The organism is Thauera butanivorans NBRC 103042 (genome assembly GCF_001591165.1).
GTDB classification, from domain to species: domain Bacteria; phylum Pseudomonadota; class Gammaproteobacteria; order Burkholderiales; family Rhodocyclaceae; genus Thauera; species Thauera butanivorans.
In genome coordinates this window covers 72010-91584 of the sequence record NZ_BCUG01000023.1, presented here as the reverse complement: position 1 = coordinate 91584, position 19575 = coordinate 72010, and the positions used below count along the sequence as shown (strand labels likewise).

Below are 19575 nucleotides of genomic sequence, written 5' to 3'. Positions count from 1 at the left end.
AGCGCGCATTTGATCTTGTTCATGGAGATTTCCTTGCGAAACGTCGCTCAAGAATGCAGACCGCGCGGCCCCGAGAGGAGACAGGAGCGGGGCCGCACGACTGCAATCGGAAAGTCGGAGGCTCAGGCGAAGCGCACGGCGCAGGTGCCGATGCCACCGATGGTGACCCGCAGGTTGTCGCCGGCCGCGACCGGCACCATGGCGCCGAGCGCCCCCGACAGGATGATCTCGCCCGCCTTCAGGCCAATGCCCAGGCGGCCGAGCGTGTTGGCCAGCCAGGCTACGGCATTGACCGGCGAATTCATCGTCGCCGCCCCCGCACCGGTGACGACGACTTCGCCGTTCTTTTCGAGCACCATGCCGCAGGTGACGAGATCCACGTCATGGGGGGCGACCAGCGCCGGGCCCAGCACAAAGACGCCGCAGGAGGCGTTGTCGGCGATGGTGTCCTGAATCTTGATCTTCCAGTCGCGGATGCGGGAATCGACGATCTCGAAGCAGGCCATCACCCCTTCGGTGGCGCGCAGCACGTCGGCCGCCGTCACGCCGGGACCCGTCAGGTCGTGCTTGAGCACGAAGGCGATTTCACCTTCGGCCTTGGGCTGGATCAGGCTGGACATCGGAATCGGATCGCCCGTGTTGAAGACCATCGCGTCGGTGAGCATGCCGAAGTCGGGCTGATCCACACCGAGCATGTTCATCACGGCCTGCGAGGTCACGCCGATCTTCTTGCCGATGATCCGTTCGCCATCCCGCAGGCGACGCGCCATCAGCCGCTGCTGGATGGCGTAGGCGTCTTCGATCGTCAGCCCGGGATGCGCCGCACTCAGCGGGTCGACCGCCTCACCTGTGCTCAGGGCACAGTAAAGCCTGTCACTGAGTTCAATAAGCATTGCTTCATCAGTCATGCCCTGTATCCTCGCTCCATTCTTGACTTATTGAACCGTCCCACTTCCGGAAAGGGAGCCGAAGCCTGCGACCCACTCCGGAATGGCACGGTAATAATTCTGCTTTGCAGACCAGCTTCCACGACATGCGGCATCGATTGCCGCCGCTGCCGCAACCCAGGCACGTACCTCATGCGTCGATGCTCCTGCCTCCGCAGTTATCTGCTCGTTCGTATAGGCATCGATCGCCTCCCAGCCTTTCTGGCAGAGATGCCCCATGAATTCGAGATCCCACCCGGGATTGAGCGCGTGAAGGACACTGCCGCCAGCCACAAAATCGCGAGCGGCATTGACAGTGCGTTGCTGCCGGGCGGCACGTGCTTCGGATGTCGGATTGCGGCCGGCAATGAGACGCTCGATCACCTCACGATCCGTTGCCGTGGCGATGCTGGGTATGGGGGGGTTGTGCGACAGCCCGCCCGAAGCCAGGAAAAGAACACGTTTCTTCTGGCCACGCGCAAAATTTCCAACAGCTATCCCTAATTGCCGCGCCCGGCTCAAGGTCGATAGTGGCGGGGCAACTGCATTCAGCATGATGGGCACCACAGGATAGCGGTCCAGCGCCCCGGTGAGTTCGATCAGGCTCTGTGTAAAACCGTGATCGACCTGCATCCGATAGGAAAAGGCAAGATCGATGTCGGCTCCGATCACGCTTTCCGCGCACGACTCCGCCACATTCCGGGGAACATCGAGTTCTCCAACCGGCGTTGCATAATCCCCCACTGATGTCGCCTGCATGCCGATGCAAAACTGAGGCATGAGATCGAGGAAAAATCCATTGAAATGATCCGGCGCGAACAAATAGATTACTTCGGGATCGAATCGCTCGACCTCTTGCCGCACTGCCCTGATACATCCCGCCACCTCGTTCACCACGTCGGCCGAAGGGTCGAAATAGCCTTTCAACGGTGTATGAGACATGCACTGAAGCATGAATTTCATGGCTGCTCCCGAACCGAGCGCCTTGCCCCGATCAGCACGAAGAACATTCGCGCAGGCTGGCCGCTTCGGTTTCTCCATGCATGGCGGGTGCCGACCTGAACGACGACGTCTCCCCGGTGGAGCTGCCGTTCACATCCATTACCCAAATCCAGCACGATTTCACCCTCAAGCACCACGCCGTAGTCGATCGTATCGGTAGTGTGATATCCCGACCCATCCGGCTCGAAGGTTTCCGCCAGGCCGGGCAGCTTCTCGCCAAATTCTGCATTTGCTTTTTGCGGATCAAAATCGTGACCAGCGACCTGCTCATCGGGTGGAAACGTAACCACCAGCGCGGTCGTGCCGCCGCACCCCGGTAGAACGGAAGGCAGGACAGATACATCATCTCGCGGCACGGATTCGATCACGGGTTCATTCGAGGTATGCCAGATACGCGCAACCGAAAAGCCGGGCGTATGATCGAACGCTCCTGACCCGGGCGGTAAATCGAAGTTTTTCAGCTCGGCATGTCCGGAAGAGTCATGCCCTGTGACAACGCGATTGAAATTCATCATTGCTTCTCCAGAACTCCACAACCAGGGCCAGACTGAAGGGCGCCCCGTTCAATACGAAATATGGAAATTTGTGAAGCCATTGCCGCACGCCTCGATATCCCGCAGCGCCTCATTGATGTCCTCAAGGCAATATGGCCTCGGTTCAAGGATGCTCATATCCACGACCCCCGAGGAAAGCATGGCCGCCATTTCGTCGGCTTCTGCCGGCGTGAACCAGAGAGAGCCGATGTATTGCAGTTGAGCGCACATGAAAGGGTGAGGATCGATGGGAATCGGTCCCGCCACCCCACCGATCTGGACGATGCGTCCGCCACGGGCGACGGCCTGCATTGCATCGACCGAAAGCTCGGCCGATGCTTTCGCCCCCAGTGTGTCGAGCATCACATCCACACCATCGCCCATGCGTTCCCGCACCTGCTCGTGGATGCTTCTGCCGCCCCAGCAAACCGGAATCACACGCTGCGGGTCCAGCTCGACCAGACGCTCCAACGCTGCGGGGTCGCGACCGGCGGCGACCACGCGTCCGGCACCGAAAGCCAGTGCCAGTAGCACCGCGCCAACGCCAAGCGTTCCCGTTGCACCCAGAATGAGGATGGCCTGTCCCGGCCGCAGGCCTGATTTTCGAATCGCCGAATATGCCGTCCCCAGATAACCCAGACGCGCCCCGTGCTCCAGCGGCATGTTTTCCGGCAAGCGGACGAGATTGGCTACGGGAGCGACCGTGTACTCTCCATATCCCGCATACGGATACTTTCTGAAGATGGATGTGGAGTTTTTCCCGAATCCGAAATAGCCCATGAAGGTGTAATCGCCGCAGCGTGTAGGCTCTCCCTGCCTGCAATAACGGCACTCTCCGCAGCCGACTCCCGGATTGACATAGACCCGCTCACCGGGCTTGAAGGTATTTACTCCCTCACCTACCGCTGCGATTCTTCCCGCGGCATCCAGGCCGAATATGGCAGGCAGCTCGGGCAACGGCAGAAACGGATACCAAGTGGGAAAGCTGGTCACGACGTTCCGCAGATTGGGAATGATTCCGCATGCCTCCACCCGAACAAGCACATCGTGCTTTCCCGGCACAGGAAGCGGCACTTCATCGATCTGGAACGCCCCTCCAATTTCATGCAGCCGCGCTGCCCTCATCATTTCCATCAATTTTCTCCGATAATCCTTGTCTGAGCGGCCGGGCGATGCACGAATCAAAAACGGTCCTGCCTCTGCATGAGCCTTCGATGATCTGCGCGCTGCCCGATAGCCTGGGACGTTCTTTCTGCGCTATAGATGCTTGTGTCCCCAGACGCTGGTGACATCGAAGAGCTTGACGTCGTCGTCGTCTTCTGACATTTCCAGCCCTCCCCAACCACATTCAAACTGGATTTTCGATGGCGACTCGCAGTAGAAGGAAAACATGTTGTCATTGACATGCCGGCCGATCGAGCGCGTTTGGCGGAAACCGTGTTCATGCACACGGTCGAGCGTCAGGCCCACATCGTCTATGCGATGCACCTGCAGCATCAGATGGCCCAGACGCCGCGGAACGGGGAGGCGGCCGAAGGCCAAAGTGTGATGGCGCGGATTGCAGCGCATGAAGATGAAATCGCCGGCAAGCCCGCCGTAGTTCTTCGTCGACACGTAATCACTGGTGACGAAACCCATGATCCGGCCGTAGAACTGCTGCACCCGCAGCGGGTCATCGACGACCAGCATCAGGTGGCCAAGGCCTTGCTCTCCGGTGATGAAGCCACCGTGGCCGACCGCCGCGCAGAAGGGTTGCTGCGGCTGCAGCAGCGAACCGTAGCAGACTTCGACGTCGATGCCGGACGGGTCCGTGAGCAGGCACATCTCGTACACGCCGCGCGCTTCGCACTCCTCCCTCGTTGCCATCCGGAACGGATGGTCAGCCCGTTCGAGACGAGCACACATTTCCAGCAAGGCTTCACGGCCGGCAACTTCCAGACCGATCACCTTCAGGTCGTCGCGTGCTCCACGCGATACCTGGATGCGCCAGGGGCGCGCATCGATCCGGAACTGCAGGCAGTCAGCGGTGCTGTCCTTTGCCAGTTCACAGCCGAACACATCACGGCCGAACACCGTCCAGCGCTCCAGGTCGGACGCTTCGATCTCCACATAGGCGAGCCGCTTCACCAGTGTCATGCCTGCCTCCCGCCCGGTTTCTCACGGCGCCAGGTCAGCCTGGCCGTCCGCGCTTCGCGGGTTCCTTCCTCGATGCGCGCAACCAACATCAGTTCGCCGTCCCCACCCCATACGACACGCCGACGCTGCTTGCCGGCCTGCCAGTTGGGGAAGATGCACAGCTCGACATGGTGAGTGACGGTGTCGCCATCGATGCTGTAGCCGCCGGCATAGGACAGGAATTCGTCGTATGCCCTGGCCTTCTCGGCATCGGCGGCATCCCACTGGCCGCCGGTAGCAAAGAGCGTGCGCGGCACCTTCGTCAACAGGCAGAACATCGTGCCGTCACCGTATTCGATGAAGCCGTCCAGCTCCTCACCAAAAGGGTGGACGACGCGGCCGTCGTCGTACTCCTGCGTCCAGGACTCGATGTACCAGCGTCCCTTGATATCGTTTTCCACTTCTGCACTCCTTCTCGTCATTCCGCGCAGTGACGGCGGAACGAGCTCATTGTTCGGTCAGGAAGTCGCGTACCAGGCGGGCGAAGCGGCCGGCATGCTCGATCTGGGTCCAGTGGCCGCAGCGGCCATAGACATGGAGCTGGGCGCGCGGAATCAGCTCGCACAGACGCAGCGAATTGCTCAACGGAATCACCTTGTCCTCGCGGCCGTGGATGATCAGCGTCTCGTGCGGAATCGCACGGATTGCCTCTTCCGGACTGGCCAGGGCCTGCACCCAGCGCTGGCGCGGCGCTGGAAACATCGCCGCGAATGCTTCCTGCGCACCGGGCTGGATGCTGGCTTCGAAGCGCGAACGCACAATATCTTCGGTAATCCGCGTGTGGTCGAAGGCGAAGACATCCATGATGCGGCGCATGTTGTCCATCGACGGCTCATAGCCCCACACCGCATCGAGTCCGGAAGTGAGCTCGAAATCCACGCCTGCCGCCCCCATCAGCACAAGCCGGCGGATACGCTGCGGACGCTGGATCGCCAGCATCAACGCGAGTGCTCCGCCGAACGAATTGCCTACGACGTCGGCCTGCGCCAGACCCAGTGCATCCATCAAGCCAAGCGCCTGCGCCACCCATCGCTCCGGCGAATAATGACCATCGGCCGAGCGCTGGCTGTAGCCGAAACCCAGCATGTCAGGCACGATCACGCGGCAGGATTTCGCCAGTTCCGGCATGGCCAGGCGCCAGTTCACGAATCCGCTGACACCAGGCCCGGAACCATGGAGCATCAGGACGGGATGTCCTTCACCCTGGTCGTGGTAATTGGTCTCGACTCCATCGATGTCGATCGAGCGCCCTATCTCGGGGTTTTGCTGCATGGGACAGTCCTGCACGAACAGGCGCGCCACGGCGCGCACGGATTCAAGAAACGTACCGGCCTCAGCGATGCTGTCTGGCCGGCATCACCAGCGAGACAGCATCAGGGCACGGCCTCGGCGCATGCGCCCGTCGCCGGGCGCGAAAATCAGAAGTCGACCTTCTCGGTCTTGTAGCCCGGGGGTTTGCCGGCGGCCGTATTACGGAAGCGGACGGACGAATCCTTGGTCGCTCCGGCCACGCCGCGACCCGGCTTGGCGATGCCCCGGTTCCAGCGCGACGCGAGCTTGCGCCAGGTGATCGGCGAAATGTCGGTGGCCACCAGCTGTTCGTTATCCCAGCCCGTGCCGTCGGTGTAGAAGTACTGCATCGCCTCGCGGGCATACAGGTCGCAGTCGTTGAAGCCGTGCAGGCACAACGGCTTGTACACCCGGTCGAACTTGTACTGGAAATCGTCGCGCTCCTTCTGCGTCGGGCACACCTTCACCAGCACTTCCCAGTATTCGTGCAGATCGTCGGTGATGGGCACGTACCATTCGTACTGCACGATGTGCTCGCTCGGCCAGTTCTCGACCATCAGCACCCCAGGCAGCACCACCGACGTACGGTAGAAACGTCCATTCAACGCATCCACCTTGAGATCCAGCTCCGGGTTCTCCATCACTGGCACCCACTTGTCGGTAAACATCCACTGCATCATGCCCTTCGGGCCGTTTTCATCCTCGACGACCTCGATGCAGTCATCCCCCGCAGGCAGGATGCCGAGCGGCAGCACCCAGTCCATTGCGTGCACAATGGTGTTGTCCTTGTGCACCAGGATGTGGGCATTATCGAAACCGTTTTCGCAGGCAATGCGCCAGTTGCCATAGCCCGTGCGATGCATCCCGTGCACCACGGCATCAGCATCCAGCACGCTGGGCGAAGCCGGCCACAATGGGTGAGGGAAGCGCTCACTGTGCTGTGGAAAGCGGAAGGGCAGATCCTGCTCCAGCGGCGGCACGTCCTCGTCCGGATAATCGTCCTCACGCACGAAGACGAAGATCATGCCGGCGACTTCGTGCACCGGATAGGTCGTCACCCCGGTGGATCCCACCAGCTTGTCGTTCGGGTTGGCAACGATTGTGGACAACCTACCGTCCTTCAGGTCGAAAGTGAAGCCGTGATACCAGCAAGAAATGGTCTTCTTGTTGAAACACATTTTCTTTTCCGACATGCGGACGCCGCGGTGTACACATTGATCCTTCAGGGCATAGACCTTGCCTTCCGCACGGCGCAGGACAATGGGCACGCCACAGATCTGGATGCCTTGAATCTCATCTTCCGGCAATTCATCGCTGAACAGTGCAGGGTACCAGTGATTGATGAAGCCCCAGGCCGCATCCTTGTACGGCTGGTACTGACTCTGCGTTTTCTGATTATTGACGCGCTCCTCGCTGATCTGGTTGACCTTCTGGATACGCCGCCGAATGGTGGGTTGGTCCGACATCTGAATCTCCCGGCTACAGGATTAAACGAGATTGCAGCAAATGCGGAACCAATGTTATTGAACGGCCCTTCATTCGACGCTCCGCCCAATGCCCGGCTTATCCCCCCAGCGCACGAATGAAAAAAGCCCGCATAAGCGGGCTCGAAAGCGAAAACCGGGAGGCCAGGCAGACGCTCAGCGCGCCAGGGTCTGCGACGGGCTTTCGCCGAAGCGGCGCTTGTAGTCGGTGGTGAAGTGGCCAAGGTGAGTGAAACCCCACTTGTAGGCCACGGCAGTGACGGTGGTTGCACTGGGCGACAGATTCTTCAGTTCTTCATTGACCCGGCGCATGCGAACCTCCTTCAGATACAGCATTGGCGAGGTGTTGCGGAAGCGGCGAAAACCATTGAAGATCGAGCGGCTGCTTACACCGGCATGCTCGGCCAGATCCACGATGGTGATCGGCTCGTCGGCATGTTCCTCGATGTAGCGCTCGATGCGCTTGACGAAGGCCGGAGCGATCGAGCGCTCCTCGCCAGCCAGCTCCTGGCTGTAATTGTGCGGCTGGCAGGTGAGCAGCATGGTGATCGCCATCTGCTCGATCTGGGCGGCCACGATGGGTGAGTCGAAGCTCCGTTCGTCGACCATCAGGCTCTCATAGATCCAGCGCAACAGGCTGCTCCAGCGCATGCCTTCAGGGCCGTCGAGCGACATCGCCAGCCGGAACTCGAGCGGCTGTCGCATGCCGTGCCCGAGGTGCTGGATACAACTGCGCTCAAGCGCCTCGCGATCCACTTTCACCACCAGTTTTTCGGCATCGGCCGCATGGTCGATCTGCACCGGCTGATTGGCATTGATCACCGAACCGCTACTACCCGCCGAGAGCACGGTCTCGCCGCCGGCGCTGACAAGTTCGCGTCCGTTCAGCGGGACCTGAGCGAGATAGAAGGACTCGAAGCCTCCTGCCTCGATCCTGACCTCTCCGCCATAAGCCATGCGGCCAAAACCAACTCCTCGCACGCTCCGCAAGTGAAGCCGGGCATCAATCGAACGCCTGTCGCAGACCTTCGTCAGCCGGTTCTCGCAGAACGTGCGCGCACCCCACTGGCGCGCCTCATCCACATCCTGCGTATGAAACATGTCGGTACAGGCGAGCGCCGCATAAGGGGCGCCCGTCTCATGACGAGCAAGCTCCATCATTGTCTCCTCCGGGGGGCATCTACAGCCCTTTTATTTCTTCTTGCCTTGCCGCACCCACCTTCGAGTCCGACAGCGGGCGCATCGCACTTTCTCGGAAACGCAGCTTCTGCACGCGTCCGGGCCGCTATTTTTAAACCATTTGACGAGAAAATTACAGCACTTTTCATTTCAAAAACCAATCCTGCAGCGCACAAAAGCGCGTTTCCCACTGAAAGATCACGAAAGACCGGCAATCACGCTTCCTTCCCGCTTCTTGCAAGGATGAAAGCGAGCCGCTCTCCGTGCCGCCGTTTTCTCCAAGCAATACCCATGCCCGAATAGAAGACATCGGATCGAAAAATTGGATTTCGTGCGCTACGCGGATAAAGATGCACTTTCAGGATAAACGTTGCACTTATTGCATAGCCTTCGATTCGAATAACGAATAGGCCAGCCTCGATAGCAGTGGTGCCGCCTCCAGAGGCTGCGCCATCCAGCCCAGCGCCGGAAATCCGTTTTCGTGCATAGCAGCCCGGTAATGCACCAAATTGGCCTGCAGGCGATCTGCGGAAAGCTGCGCTACCGGGATAAACGCAGCCCCCAGCGGAGCGACCGCCCCAAGACCAGTTCATAGGATGCGCACGACGTGCTGCCCATCGAGCACACCGCAAGCATGTACCCAAGCAATGGAAACAGGACCAATGAACGAAACGCACCAAGTCACACTGCGATTCGCCGACGGCGTTACGCATCAGGTCATCGTCGGGAACACCCATCCCATCCTCGACGCTGCCCTGGAGGCCGGCGCCCCGCTGATACACCAATGCCATTCGGGGAGCTGCTCCAGTTGCATCGCCACCTTGTCCGACGGCGAGGCCATCACCCGGCCCGGCGCGAGCACGAGCCTGCTCAGCGGCGAATATGCTGCCGGCCAGCGCTTGCTGTGCGTAACCCAGGCGAACAGCGACTGCATCTTCGATTTGCCCTACACCAGTACCGCCGGCCTCAATGGCCCGGTCGCCGCTCATGCTTTCGTCGACAGCATCGAACGGATCGCATCCAACGTCATGAAGGTGTCACTGGAGCTTGCCGAAGGCGACTGGCTGGATTTCCGCCCCGGCCAGTACGTACAGATCGAGGTTCCCGGCAGTGGCGAGGTGCGCAGCTACTCGCCATCGAACATCGCTGCCGAATTGCCGCGCATCGAACTGCTGATCCGGCTGCTGCCTGGCGGTGTCATGTCGGACTGGCTGCAGCATCGCGCCAAACCGGACGACGTGGTCAAGCTCAAGGGCCCTTACGGCGCCTTCTTCCTGCGCGAAGAGCACCGCCGGGCCAAGCATATCTTCATCGCTGGCGGCACCGGGCTGGCACCCGTTCTGTCGATGATCGACGGCATCCGCCAATGGGGCGGACGCAAGCCATCGATGTTACTGAGCTTCGGTTGCGCCACACCGGACGCCCTGTTCTGCCTCGACGCACTGGAACTGCGCCAGCAATGGCTGCCCACGCTCGAAACCCGCCTCTGTGTCGACCGCGGCGCCAGCGGCCCACTGCTTGAAGGCAGCCCGGTGGCCGCACTGCGTGAAAGCGATGTCTCCAGCCCCGACACCGTCGCGTACCTGTGCGGGCCGCAGCCCATGATCGACGCTGCCACCACGCGTCTCGTCGAACTCGGCGTGCCACACGGCCGCATCTTCAGCGAGCAGTTCGTCGCCAGCCATTGACTCTTCAGGGAGGAGCCTTTCATGACCCAGTCCGCAGAAGCGGTTTTTTCTGCCGAGCAGCAAACCTGGTACGAACAGGCCTGCGCGAAGATCGACCCCAAGCGTCTTCAAGAGCTGCTGTTCGAGATCGTCGACATCCACAGCCCCACAGGTGCGGCACGCGCAGCCAGCGAATTCATGACCAGCCGTCTTGCCAAGGCTGGCATGAACGCGCGTTACCAACCGATGGCCGATACCAGCGGCAACGTCCTTGCCGAACTGCGCGGCACGGGAGGAGGCGCCACGCTGATGCTGTATTCGCCGATCGACACCCACCTCGAACTCGACGACACCGAACGTGAGTGGACCGGAGCGAAAGGCGAGGCCGACATGCAGCCGCACGCGCGGATGCTCGACGACTGGGTGTTCGGCCTCGGTGCCTCCAACCCCAAGGCGATGGTGGCGACGCTGACCGAGGTGGCGACCGCTCTGATCGAAGCCGGCATCCCGATCATCGGAGACTTGCTGGTCGGCATGGCCGACGGCGGCATGCCGGTCGACATCGCGGGCCGCAACCATGCAGGCATGTCCAACGGCGTGCTGCACCTGCTCAGCCGCGGCGCGGCGCCGGATTTCGCCGTGATCATGAAACCGTGGAACTGGGTCTACCACGAAGAGCCCGGCATGGGCTGGTTCAAGCTGCGGGTGCACGGCACGCTGGGCTATGCCGGCGTGCCACACGATCTGCCCGCCTTCCGCAGTTCGGTGGTGCCCGCCGCCACCGTGATCCAGGAACTGGAAACCTGGCTGCTGGAATACGCCGAACGCAACACTTCGGGCGTGATCAAGCCGCACGGGTGGATTGCCGGTGTGCGTTCGGGCAATCCCGAGCGCCCGGCCTTTCCGTCGGCAATCACCGAAATTTTCTTCGACGTGCGCATCAACCCACGGACCTCGCCGGCCGCCGTCAAGGCGCAGTTCGCCGAATTCGTCGCCGGCCTCAGGCAGCATCACCCGGACGTCGTGCTCGACTGGGAAATGTACGGCTCGGTACCTGGCGGTACCACCGACCCCGACAGCTGGGTGGTGCAGTCCGCCAGGCGCGGCTGGGAACACGTCGAACAGCGCACGCTCGGCACCCCCGATCTGCTGGGCGGCCAGACCGACGGCGCCGCACTGCGCCGCTACGGTGTCCCCACGGTGCGCCTGGGCTGGCCATGGCCGGCCCCCAATCCGCCGCTGCCGGTGGCCGAAGGCCTGGGCGGCATGGGAGCGACCTACATCCCCGACCTCATCCCCTGCGCAAAGAAGATCATGTACATCGCCATCGACACGCTGACGCGCACGCGCAAGGAACTCGGGCTGTGAGCGGCGAACTCCACTACCGGGAAATCTCGGAGCTCGCACCGCTCATCCGCGAACGCAGGCTATCCCCGGTGGAACTGACCGAGGCGATGCTCGCCCGCATCGACACACTCGACAGCCAGCTTCACGCCTATGCGCGCGTCACTGCGGAACAGGCGCGCGCCGAATCGCGCGCCGCCGAGGAACAGATCATGCGTGGCGAATACCGCGGCCCGCTGCACGGCATTCCGCTGGCGGTAAAGGATCTGTTCTGGACCAAGGGCGTCACCACCTCCGCCGGCACCACCGTCCACGCCGACTTCATGCCCAGCGAGGACGCCACCGTGGTGCGCCGGCTGCGCAAGGCCGGCGCGATCATCCTCGGCAAGCTGCAGCTCACCGAGGGCGCCTTCGCCGTCCCCCACCCAAGCATTGCACCACCCATCAACCCCTGGGGAGCCAGTCGTTGGTGCGGGGCGTCATCCAGCGGATCGGGCGTCGCCACCGCCGCAGGGCTGTGCTTCGGCTCGCTCGGCAGCGACACCGGCGGCTCGATCCGTTTTCCATGCGCCGCCAACGGCCTCACCGGCCTCAAGCCGACCTGGGGCCGAGTCAGCCGCCATGGCGCGTTCGAGCTCGCGGCACTGCTCGACCACGTTGGGCCGATGGCGCGCAGCGCGGCCGACGCACGCCTGCTGTTCGACGCCATCGAAGGCCACGACCCGCTCGACCCCACTTCGCTGCCCGGCCGTGCACCGGCCATGCCGGCCGAGGCGAGTCTCAAGCACATGCGGATCGGCATCGATCCGGCCTGGAACGCAAACGGCAGCGACGCCGACACGCTATGCGCGGTCGAGGATGCGCTGGCCGGGCTACGCGACCTGGGCGCGCACGTCACCGAAATCCGCTTTCCGGATGCCAGGGACATCGCCGGCAACTGGGAAGCACAGTGCGGGGTGCAGACGGCGGTGGCGCACGCCGCCACCTATCCCGCACGCGCAGCCGAGTACGGCCCGGCGCTGAGCCGCCTGATCGACATCGGCCGCGCGCTCGACGGCATGGCCTACCAGCGCCTGCTGCTGGCCGCAGCCGCATTCACCGGCAAGCTCACCGCCCTGCTCGAAACCATCGACCTGCTGCTGGTGCCGGTACAGCCCCTCGCCGCACCGACTCACGAGCAGCTCGGCGCACTGGCTGCGGACCCCGAAGCCAACCAGCGCCTGATCCAGTACACGGCCCCATTCGACATATCCGGCCATCCGGCCCTGAGCCTGCCCAGCACTCCGACAGCCAATGGCCTGCCGGTGGGCATACAACTCGTCGCCCGCAAGGGCGGTGAACGTTTGCTGCTTGCCGCCGGTGCAGCCCTGCAGCAAGCGACCGCCTGGCACAAGAACCACCCTTAGCATCGAAGCCGCGACCGGCTCCCACGACCAGAGAGGATCAAGCATGCCCGCAAGCAGCATCTCCACGACATCGAGCCCCGGCGCGGTGGCGGATATCGACAACCTGACCATTGCCGGCGCAATGCGCGCCTTGGCCGACGGCAGCCTCAGCAGCGAAGCATTGGTGTCGGCCTACATCGAACGCGCCCGAGCGCACAGCGACCTCAACATTTTCATCACGCTGGACGAGGGGGGCGCCCTGAGCGCCGCGCGTGCAATCGACGCCATGCGCGCACGGGGCCAGCCACTCGGTCCGCTCGCAGGTATTCCGGTAGTGGTGAAGGACAACATCCACGTCGCCGGGATGCCCTCCACCGCCGGCACGCCGGCACTGGCAGAATTCATACCGGCCGAAGACGCATCGGTGGTGCGCAGGCTGCGCGAAGCCGGCGCCATCATGCTGGGCAAGACCAACATGCACGAACTGGCTTTTGGCGCCACCGGCTACAACGCTGCCTTCCACGTTCCCGGGGTAGTGGGCGTGCGCAACCCCTATGATCCGGCACGCATCGCCGGCGGCTCCTCGTCCGGCAGCGCCGCAGCACTGGGCGCCCGCATGGCGCCGGCCGCCCTGGGCACCGACACCGGAGGCTCGATGCGCATCCCGCCAGCGCTCAACGGCTGCGCCTCGCTGCGGCCGAGCGCAAAACGCTATCCGGCAGCCGGCATCGCACCGATTGCCAGCAGCCGCGACACTGCAGGGCCGATGGCGCTGTGCATGGCCGACGTCGCCTTGCTCGATGCCCTCGTGACCGGCGAGCACGCGCTTCCGCCGGTGGACCTGAAGTCGCTGCGGCTGGGCGTGGTGCCGGATTTCTGGGCCAACATGGACACGGAAGTCGCCACCGTCGCCGCCGACGTGCAACGCAGGCTGAAAACCGCGGGCGTCACCTTCGTCGAGGTCGCCGACAAGGAGATCATGGCCCTGAACAACGCCGTCGGCTTTCCGGTGGTGTTCCACGAAGCCTACTCCGACATGGTCGACTACCTCGCCGAACAGGGGCCCGGCATCAGCATCGAGCAGTTGCGTGCAGGCATCGCAAGCCCCGATGTGGCCGGCATCTACGACAGTTTCGTGCTGCCGCGCAAGGCTCCGGATGCCAGAGGCAACATCGTCGACTCCGCTCCGCTATACGAAATGGCGCAGAACACCGGCCGCCCTGCGCTGCGCGCGCACTACCGCGCGCTGTTCGAGCGCCACCGGCTGGATGCCTTCGTGTTCCCGACCACGCCGGTGGTCGCGCCACTGGCCAAACCGGATGTGAGCGAGCCGCAGAACTTCGCGCTGCTGATCCAGAACACGGAGCCTTCGGCCAGCGCCGGCCTGCCCGGCATCCAGTTGCCGGTCGGCCTGGGCGCAAAGACCGGCCTGCCGGTGGGTTTCGAACTCGACGGACATGCCGGCGATGATCGCCGGCTGCTGGCGATCGGCATCGCGCTGGAGACCGTGCTGGGACGCATCCCCCCGGCGCCGCACTGAAACGCGCCGGCAGCGACAGCACCTGGCTACCCTCCACACAGGAGACGAACGTGAGCAGATACCCCGAACTCAAGGACAAGGTCGTCATCGTCACCGGCGGTGGCAGCGGCATGGGGCGCGACGCCTGCATGGCACTGGCCGCCGAGGGCGCACGCGTCGTACTCGGCAACCGCAACCGCGCCGACGGCGACGCTGTAGCGGCTGCCATTCTTGCCGCCGGTGGCAGCGCCGTGTTCCATCCTACCGACGTGTCACGGCCGGCCGACTGCGCCGCGTTGGTGCAACACGCGCTGGACACCTTCGGCCGCCTCGACGGCGCCTTCAACAACGCCGGCCTGCAGCGCGAATTCCACGACATCCACGAAACGCCCGACGCCGACATCTCGGACGTCATCGACATCAACCTCAAGGGCATGATGTACATGATGAAGTACGAAGCTGCAGCGATGCTGAAAAGCGGTGGCGGCGCCATCGTCAACAACAGCTCCATCTTCGGCCTCAAGGCCATGCCGCAACTGGCCTACTACGTTGCCGCCAAGCACGGCGTGATCGGCGCCACCCGGGCCGCCGCACTGGACTATGCGCAAAAGGGCATCCGCGTGAATGCGGTGTGCCCCGGCCCGATCAAGACGGCCAGCTACGACCGCGTCACCGGCGGTGACGACCACATGTACGACGGCGGCGTGCCCATGCACCGCATCGGTCAGCCGCGCGAAGTGAGCAGTGCCGTGCTGTGGCTGCTGTCCGGCCAGTCGTCCTACGTCACTGGCGGCTTGATCCCGGTGGACGGCGGCATGGGCGCGGCCTGAGCAGCCATTTCGCGCATTCACACAAGCAAGGAGGCAAACGATGGGCAAGCGCGTCAAGATGATCTTTCCGGTGCCGATGAGCGAAGCCACCCGGCCAATGGTCGAATCCCAGCTACCGCCCGAGTTCCGGCGCAGCGACATCGACGTCAGCTTCGTCGGCGCCGGCAGCACGATCACGCTGGCCGACAGCTACTACGACATGGCGATCATGGAACTGGCCGTCATCCAGGCCGGCCTTCAGGCGCAGGAGGACGGCTTCGATGCGGTGTGCATCAACACCGTCAGCGACTCCGGCCTCGCCGCCCTGCGCTCGCGGCTGAGCATTCCCGTATTGTCGCCGGGCCAGAGCGCCTTCCACGTGGCATCGATGCTGGGCCACAAGTTCAGCATCCTCACCATGTGGGAGCGCTGGCTTCCGCTGTACCGCAAGACTCTGCGTGAATACGGACTGGAATCGCGCGTGGCCTCCATCCGCACCATCGAGGTGCGGCCCGACACGCAGGAACTGCTCAGCGGCAAGGAGGACATCGTCTTCGGCAAGCTGGAGGAGGCTGCGCGCCGCGCGATCGGTGAGGATGGCGCCGACGTCATCGTGCTCGGCTCCACCACCATGCACCAGTCGCACGCCCATCTGGCTGCGCATCTGCCGGTGCCGGTGCTCAACCCGGGCATCATTGCCTACAAGCTGTGCGAAATGTTCCTCGACCTCGGCCTGCGCCACAGCAAGAAGGCCTACCCTTCGCCCGAGACGTCCAAGGACGCGGCATTCGGCGTCTGAAGCAACAAGAGCAAAACCCATGCACTCCGGGATTGATTCTCGCGGCATCAATCCCGGACATCTGGCTCACGGCAGCAGGATCGAGCACCCCATCGTCCGCCTCTCAGCAAGATCCTGGTGTGCCTGGTGCCCATTCTCGAGGGCGTACGATGGGAATCTTCACCTTGCCACTGCCTACGACCTCGAAAAGCGCATCAGCCATCTGTGCGCACTTCTCGTCCGAACCGGCAGAGCCGATGAGCCGCAATCCAAGTGACTTCGCCCACTGCGTGGCAATCAGCCCGACACCGCCCGCTGCGGCGTGAAACAGCACGTAGCCGCCTCGCGCCAGGCCTCCGACCAGCGTGCAGCAGTGCAGCAGGTAACAAGCCGTCCAGCCCTTCAGCATCATGGCCGCGCCAGCTTCGAAATCGATCCCATCGGGCAAGCGGCAGACGGTCATCGCCGACATCACCCGTATATCGCGCTCACCGCAGATCAGGAGAGTTCGCTGTCGCGCGCGCCCTGTCCATCACGGTTTCGGCCAGGAATGAACAGGGGGCGCTTGTTTCCAAACGCCCCCGAAACCCCGGGTGAGGAAAAGCAGTCAGCGACCTGCAGCCTGTAGCGTTTGCAGCGAGACGTCGGATTCCTTCACACCCGCAGGATTGGTCCGCCACATCGCGGTATCGATCAGCGACACGGTGGCATGATTCCGCTGGAAATCAATGATGACCCCTCCCGCTGTCCGAATGTCGCGGAAGCCATCTTCGCCCTTGCCGACGTAGGAATGCCATTCCATGAATTTCCAGAACTCGCCCTTGCGATTGTAGGCCTCGCCATAGTGAATACGCGGAAACTCGGTATCCACATAGATGATCTTCTTGCTGTACGGATGCTCGGCGGGTGTGTTCGCCTCGATCACGTAAACTTCGCGCGGCTCGAAATCGTTGTTGTTCATGTTCCAATAGGGCTTGCCGCTGTCCAGCACCGGGTATTTCTCCTCGGCGCTCTTGCCCTGACGGTTCCACAACGGGTACTTGCTGTTGACGACAGCCAGTACATGGCGCTTGCCAAGCAACTTATAGCTGGGATACCAGCACGGACGGGCATTGAAGATCTCGAGATCATCCTGGAGCTGATCGGACGCCCCCACCGGATCCATCCATGCACCGCCCGAAAGCCGCCTGACGCGGCGCACGGCCGGTACGTACGCCCAGACATCATTCACCTTGGCCGAATCATATTGAATCGTGAAGGTACCCAGGCCTTTCATGTCGGACGGTGACTTGAAGTACAGCAGCTGGCGCCCACGCTCGCTCCCATCGCCTTGGGTGTGCTCTCCCGCCAGGCGGCCCTTCATCGAATAACGGGTAAACTCGGCAATCGGCTCCGCATGGATCCCCTTTTCGCCATCGATCAGGACCTGCGTATAGAACGGCACGATCGAGACATCGCCAACCAGCGCTCCAAGGTGCCAGTTCCACACGATCTTCTCTGCGGCCTGTGGATCGTTCATGTCGATATCCGGGAAAGGCTGGCCAGCCGTCCAGCCCTCGACCTGGCATGTCTCCGCGTTGATCCTGGTCTTGCCTTCGTTTGCCTGCGAAGCCTTGAGCCAGGTCGGATCGACGGGTATTGCTTTCGATTTGGCGAGCGGCAGCTTCCAGCCGCTATTGCGAATGCGCCACTCCATTTTTTCGGTCAGCAGGCTGCCGATCTTGTGCCCCTCGAAAGTGTCGTCCTTGATTCTGTCGATATTCTCGGCCGAAATCACGGTACCCGGCGACAATTCCGCCGCATGGACGGCGGGCATGGAAAGGGCCAGAGCGACCCAGGCTGAATAGGCCAGGAGGCTGTAGTTTTTATGCATTTCAAATACTCCGATGGGGAATCAGAAGAGATAGGTCAGGCTGGTGTACAACTGGTCGCGCTTGTGGAAATAGCCGAACAGACTCATGCTGTCGCATGATGCGGCCTGGGGAGGAGCGCAGTTTTCACTTTTCCTGATGTCATCGTTCCAGAACTTGTCGTACTCGACTTTCCAGCGCCAGTTCTTGCTCAACTCGACAGTCACGGAAGGCACGACGAATCCACCGCCATAGCTCAGATCGGCGCCGACGACGAGATTCGGCTTGATACGGCCATTGTCATAGCTGAGATCGAAGATGCCGGTAAGCAGGAATGAATGCTCTTTTGTGCGCTGCCCCGCGCCGACCGCATTGAGCAACCTGTCATCGCGGTCGTAATTCATGATCCATTTATCGAAAAGCTGTACCGAAAAGAACATGGGCTTCTCGGTTCCCAGCCATTGCTGAGTGGCAGCGATGTTCTTGTCCATCCGCAGCATCCAGGCCAGGATGTTCTTGCGCTTGATGCCGTCGAAGCCCGGCGCGATCACCGCACTCAGCGCGCCCCCTTGCCCCCCCTTGTGAACCTGATAAGGAGCATCCTTGATATAAGCCACCTCGGTGCTGAACACCGCATCAGCCCACTCGGAATAGCCGCTTGCCGTTGCCCCGAAGACATCGACGACCGGGTAGATGAGCTCACCGGCTGCACCGACACTGTCCTTGCCCCCAACGGTCGTCACGCCAGAAGGGACATCAGGCGAGCCGAACAGCTTGAGCGTGCTCGAAGCATTCAACATCGGCGTCGTCCAGTATGTTTTCAGATAGGACACCGAGTAGTTGATGTCTTTTGCAAGCCCCGACCAGCGGATACCCCCCGTCACGTCACGCGCATCCCCATCCTTGTTGCGGAAGTTGTAGGGGTCGATATTGCGGAAGTCGACTCCCGCCGTCGACTGTGTGGACCAGCGGCTGCCGTACACATCCAGTTCGGTACCGATATCGGATTTACGGTCCCATCCCGGGCGTACGAACATTTCCAGGCCACCGTCGAGTTCAGGCACGTCGATATTCAGCTTGGCAATGATGTTGGCTTTCCGCAGCTCCTCATTGGCGGGTTCGAGAAATGAACGCCAGGTGTAGTCGAAACCGTGCACGAGATCGTTCGCGGCAAAGAAATCCGTCTCGCCCCACACGATCTGCTGCTTGCCAAGGCGCAGGCGGGAACGCTCCCCGAGGGGAAAGTCCACATAAAGCTCCCGCACCACGTCGCTGATTCTGTTCTTGTTGTAGAGGTCCATCAGATTGCCTCGGCCACCTGACGCACCATAGTTATAGGCCCCCATCTTCTCCAGATGTCTCAGAAAATCGGTTTCGAGCTCCCCGACCAGCCGAAACTTGGCAACGACCGAAACGCCGGAAACGGGACTCCAGTCCATATTGACGCGAGCGGTAGTCCGCGCCATCGACAACTTGCCGCGGTCATCGTAGTCCGGGGTGTCCTGCCAGTTCGATGTATTGAACGAAAGCTCCTGCTTGAGGAAGCCGTCGATATTGATTTCTCCGGGCTCCTGGGCCTGCGCAGCAGCCCCGATTGCTGCCAGCGCCGCGGCGGCGGCAATCCTGCTCATCCG

General features: G+C 62.2%; 19 protein-coding genes. 7 read left to right on the top strand and 12 right to left on the bottom strand.

What is annotated here, in order from left to right; genetic code table 11:
• Positions 1–122: 122 nt before the first annotated feature.
• The 7 genes from dmpE to TBU01S_RS11405 all read right to left on the bottom strand — a co-directional run bounded on the left by dmpE (position 123) and on the right by TBU01S_RS11405 (position 5782).
• On the bottom strand, positions 123–908 hold the full coding sequence (gene dmpE, locus TBU01S_RS11435; protein ID WP_068636771.1) for a 2-oxopent-4-enoate hydratase: 786 nt from the start codon (positions 906–908) through the stop codon (positions 123–125).
• Positions 909–935: 27 nt separating this feature from the next.
• A complete protein-coding gene (locus TBU01S_RS11430) occupies positions 936–1889 on the bottom strand; it encodes a 3-carboxyethylcatechol 2,3-dioxygenase (protein ID WP_068636770.1) in 954 nt (317 codons plus the stop codon).
• Positions 1886–2443, bottom strand: a complete 558-nt coding sequence (locus TBU01S_RS23035) for a cupin domain-containing protein (RefSeq protein WP_245650904.1) — start codon at positions 2441–2443, stop codon at positions 1886–1888. Before TBU01S_RS23035 ends, TBU01S_RS11430 begins: the two co-directional genes overlap by 4 nt.
• Before the next feature lie 48 nt (positions 2444–2491).
• Entirely contained in the window at positions 2492–3595 is a 1104-nt protein-coding gene (locus TBU01S_RS11420) for an alcohol dehydrogenase catalytic domain-containing protein (RefSeq protein WP_068636768.1), read from the bottom strand.
• Between the two features lie 123 nt (positions 3596–3718).
• A complete protein-coding gene (locus TBU01S_RS11415) occupies positions 3719–4597 on the bottom strand; it encodes a VOC family protein (RefSeq protein ID WP_068636767.1) in 879 nt (292 codons plus the stop codon).
• On the bottom strand, positions 4594–5037 hold the full coding sequence (locus tag TBU01S_RS11410) for a lipocalin-like domain-containing protein (protein WP_245650903.1): 444 nt from the start codon (positions 5035–5037) through the stop codon (positions 4594–4596). Before TBU01S_RS11410 ends, TBU01S_RS11415 begins: the two co-directional genes overlap by 4 nt.
• A gap of 46 nt (positions 5038–5083) precedes the next feature.
• Positions 5084–5782, bottom strand: a complete 699-nt coding sequence (locus TBU01S_RS11405; RefSeq protein WP_369404204.1) for an alpha/beta fold hydrolase — start codon at positions 5780–5782, stop codon at positions 5084–5086.
• A 27-nt stretch (positions 5783–5809) separates the two neighbouring features.
• On the opposite strand from TBU01S_RS11405, the gene TBU01S_RS24300 reads away from it, so the two are divergent.
• Entirely contained in the window at positions 5810–6082 is a 273-nt protein-coding gene (locus tag TBU01S_RS24300; RefSeq protein WP_169802965.1) for a hypothetical protein, read from the top strand.
• Here the strand turns inward: TBU01S_RS24300 and TBU01S_RS11400 are convergent.
• Both TBU01S_RS11400 and TBU01S_RS11395 read right to left on the bottom strand, forming a co-directional pair.
• Complete coding sequence (locus tag TBU01S_RS11400) at positions 6055–7392, bottom strand: Rieske 2Fe-2S domain-containing protein (RefSeq protein ID WP_068636765.1); 1338 nt, start codon at positions 7390–7392, stop codon at positions 6055–6057. The genes TBU01S_RS24300 and TBU01S_RS11400 overlap by 28 nt on opposite strands.
• Before the next feature lie 174 nt (positions 7393–7566).
• A complete protein-coding gene (locus TBU01S_RS11395) occupies positions 7567–8568 on the bottom strand; it encodes an AraC family transcriptional regulator (protein WP_068636781.1) in 1002 nt (333 codons plus the stop codon).
• 683 nt (positions 8569–9251) lie between these two features.
• On the opposite strand from TBU01S_RS11395, the gene TBU01S_RS11390 reads away from it, so the two are divergent.
• The 6 genes from TBU01S_RS11390 to TBU01S_RS11365 are packed head-to-tail and all read left to right on the top strand — an operon-like array spanning position 9252 to position 16112.
• Entirely contained in the window at positions 9252–10277 is a 1026-nt protein-coding gene (locus TBU01S_RS11390; RefSeq protein WP_068636764.1) for an FAD-binding oxidoreductase, read from the top strand.
• 21 nt (positions 10278–10298) lie between these two features.
• On the top strand, positions 10299–11624 hold the full coding sequence (locus TBU01S_RS24775) for a M20 family metallopeptidase (RefSeq protein WP_068636763.1): 1326 nt from the start codon (positions 10299–10301) through the stop codon (positions 11622–11624).
• On the top strand, positions 11621–13006 hold the full coding sequence (locus TBU01S_RS11380) for an amidase (protein WP_068636762.1): 1386 nt from the start codon (positions 11621–11623) through the stop codon (positions 13004–13006). The genes TBU01S_RS24775 and TBU01S_RS11380 overlap by 4 nt, the downstream gene beginning before the upstream one ends.
• Positions 13007–13049: 43 nt before the next feature.
• A complete protein-coding gene (gene iaaH / locus TBU01S_RS11375; RefSeq protein WP_068636761.1) occupies positions 13050–14525 on the top strand; it encodes an indoleacetamide hydrolase in 1476 nt (491 codons plus the stop codon).
• Positions 14526–14575: 50 nt separating this feature from the next.
• Entirely contained in the window at positions 14576–15334 is a 759-nt protein-coding gene (locus TBU01S_RS11370; RefSeq protein WP_083953578.1) for an SDR family NAD(P)-dependent oxidoreductase, read from the top strand.
• Positions 15335–15374: 40 nt separating this feature from the next.
• The gene (locus tag TBU01S_RS11365) at positions 15375–16112 is read left to right on the top strand and encodes an aspartate/glutamate racemase family protein (protein ID WP_068636760.1); all 738 of its coding nucleotides are present in this window, start codon (positions 15375–15377) and stop codon (positions 16110–16112) included.
• A 103-nt stretch (positions 16113–16215) separates the two neighbouring features.
• Here TBU01S_RS11365 and TBU01S_RS11360 read toward each other — a convergent pair whose 3' ends face one another.
• The 3 genes from TBU01S_RS11360 to TBU01S_RS11350 all read right to left on the bottom strand — a co-directional run bounded on the left by TBU01S_RS11360 (position 16216) and on the right by TBU01S_RS11350 (position 19572).
• Positions 16216–16563 carry an MDR/zinc-dependent alcohol dehydrogenase-like family protein gene (locus tag TBU01S_RS11360; RefSeq protein WP_068636759.1) on the bottom strand — a complete coding sequence of 116 codons (348 nt, stop codon included), beginning with the start codon at positions 16561–16563 and terminating at the stop codon, positions 16216–16218.
• Between the two features lie 135 nt (positions 16564–16698).
• Positions 16699–17964, bottom strand: a complete 1266-nt coding sequence (locus TBU01S_RS11355) for a DUF1329 domain-containing protein (RefSeq protein WP_068636758.1) — start codon at positions 17962–17964, stop codon at positions 16699–16701.
• 21 nt (positions 17965–17985) lie between these two features.
• Entirely contained in the window at positions 17986–19572 is a 1587-nt protein-coding gene (locus TBU01S_RS11350) for a DUF1302 family protein (RefSeq protein ID WP_245650902.1), read from the bottom strand.
• Positions 19573–19575: the final 3 nt, after the last annotated feature.

Bases quoted from the DNA above. Each gene is read 5' to 3' on its own strand.
- dmpE (WP_068636771.1), bottom strand. From the start codon at position 908: ATGACTGATGAAGCAATGCTTATTGAACTCAGTGACAGGCTTTACTGT.
- TBU01S_RS11430 (WP_068636770.1), bottom strand. From the start codon at position 1,889: ATGAAATTCATGCTTCAGTGCATGTCTCATACACCGTTGAAAGGCTAT.
- TBU01S_RS23035 (WP_245650904.1), bottom strand. From the start codon at position 2,443: ATGATGAATTTCAATCGCGTTGTCACAGGGCATGACTCTTCCGGACAT.
- TBU01S_RS11420 (WP_068636768.1), bottom strand. From the start codon at position 3,595: ATGGAAATGATGAGGGCAGCGCGGCTGCATGAAATTGGAGGGGCGTTC.
- TBU01S_RS11415 (WP_068636767.1), bottom strand. From the start codon at position 4,597: ATGACACTGGTGAAGCGGCTCGCCTATGTGGAGATCGAAGCGTCCGAC.
- TBU01S_RS24300 (WP_169802965.1), top strand. From the start codon at position 5,810: ATGGAGCATCAGGACGGGATGTCCTTCACCCTGGTCGTGGTAATTGGT.
- TBU01S_RS11400 (WP_068636765.1), bottom strand. From the start codon at position 7,392: ATGTCGGACCAACCCACCATTCGGCGGCGTATCCAGAAGGTCAACCAG.
- TBU01S_RS11395 (WP_068636781.1), bottom strand. From the start codon at position 8,568: ATGGAGCTTGCTCGTCATGAGACGGGCGCCCCTTATGCGGCGCTCGCC.
- TBU01S_RS11390 (WP_068636764.1), top strand. From the start codon at position 9,252: ATGAACGAAACGCACCAAGTCACACTGCGATTCGCCGACGGCGTTACG.
- TBU01S_RS24775 (WP_068636763.1), top strand. From the start codon at position 10,299: ATGACCCAGTCCGCAGAAGCGGTTTTTTCTGCCGAGCAGCAAACCTGG.
- iaaH (WP_068636761.1), top strand. From the start codon at position 13,050: ATGCCCGCAAGCAGCATCTCCACGACATCGAGCCCCGGCGCGGTGGCG.
- TBU01S_RS11365 (WP_068636760.1), top strand. From the start codon at position 15,375: ATGGGCAAGCGCGTCAAGATGATCTTTCCGGTGCCGATGAGCGAAGCC.
- TBU01S_RS11360 (WP_068636759.1), bottom strand. From the start codon at position 16,563: ATGTCGGCGATGACCGTCTGCCGCTTGCCCGATGGGATCGATTTCGAA.
- TBU01S_RS11355 (WP_068636758.1), bottom strand. From the start codon at position 17,964: ATGCATAAAAACTACAGCCTCCTGGCCTATTCAGCCTGGGTCGCTCTG.
- TBU01S_RS11350 (WP_245650902.1), bottom strand. From the start codon at position 19,572: ATGAGCAGGATTGCCGCCGCCGCGGCGCTGGCAGCAATCGGGGCTGCT.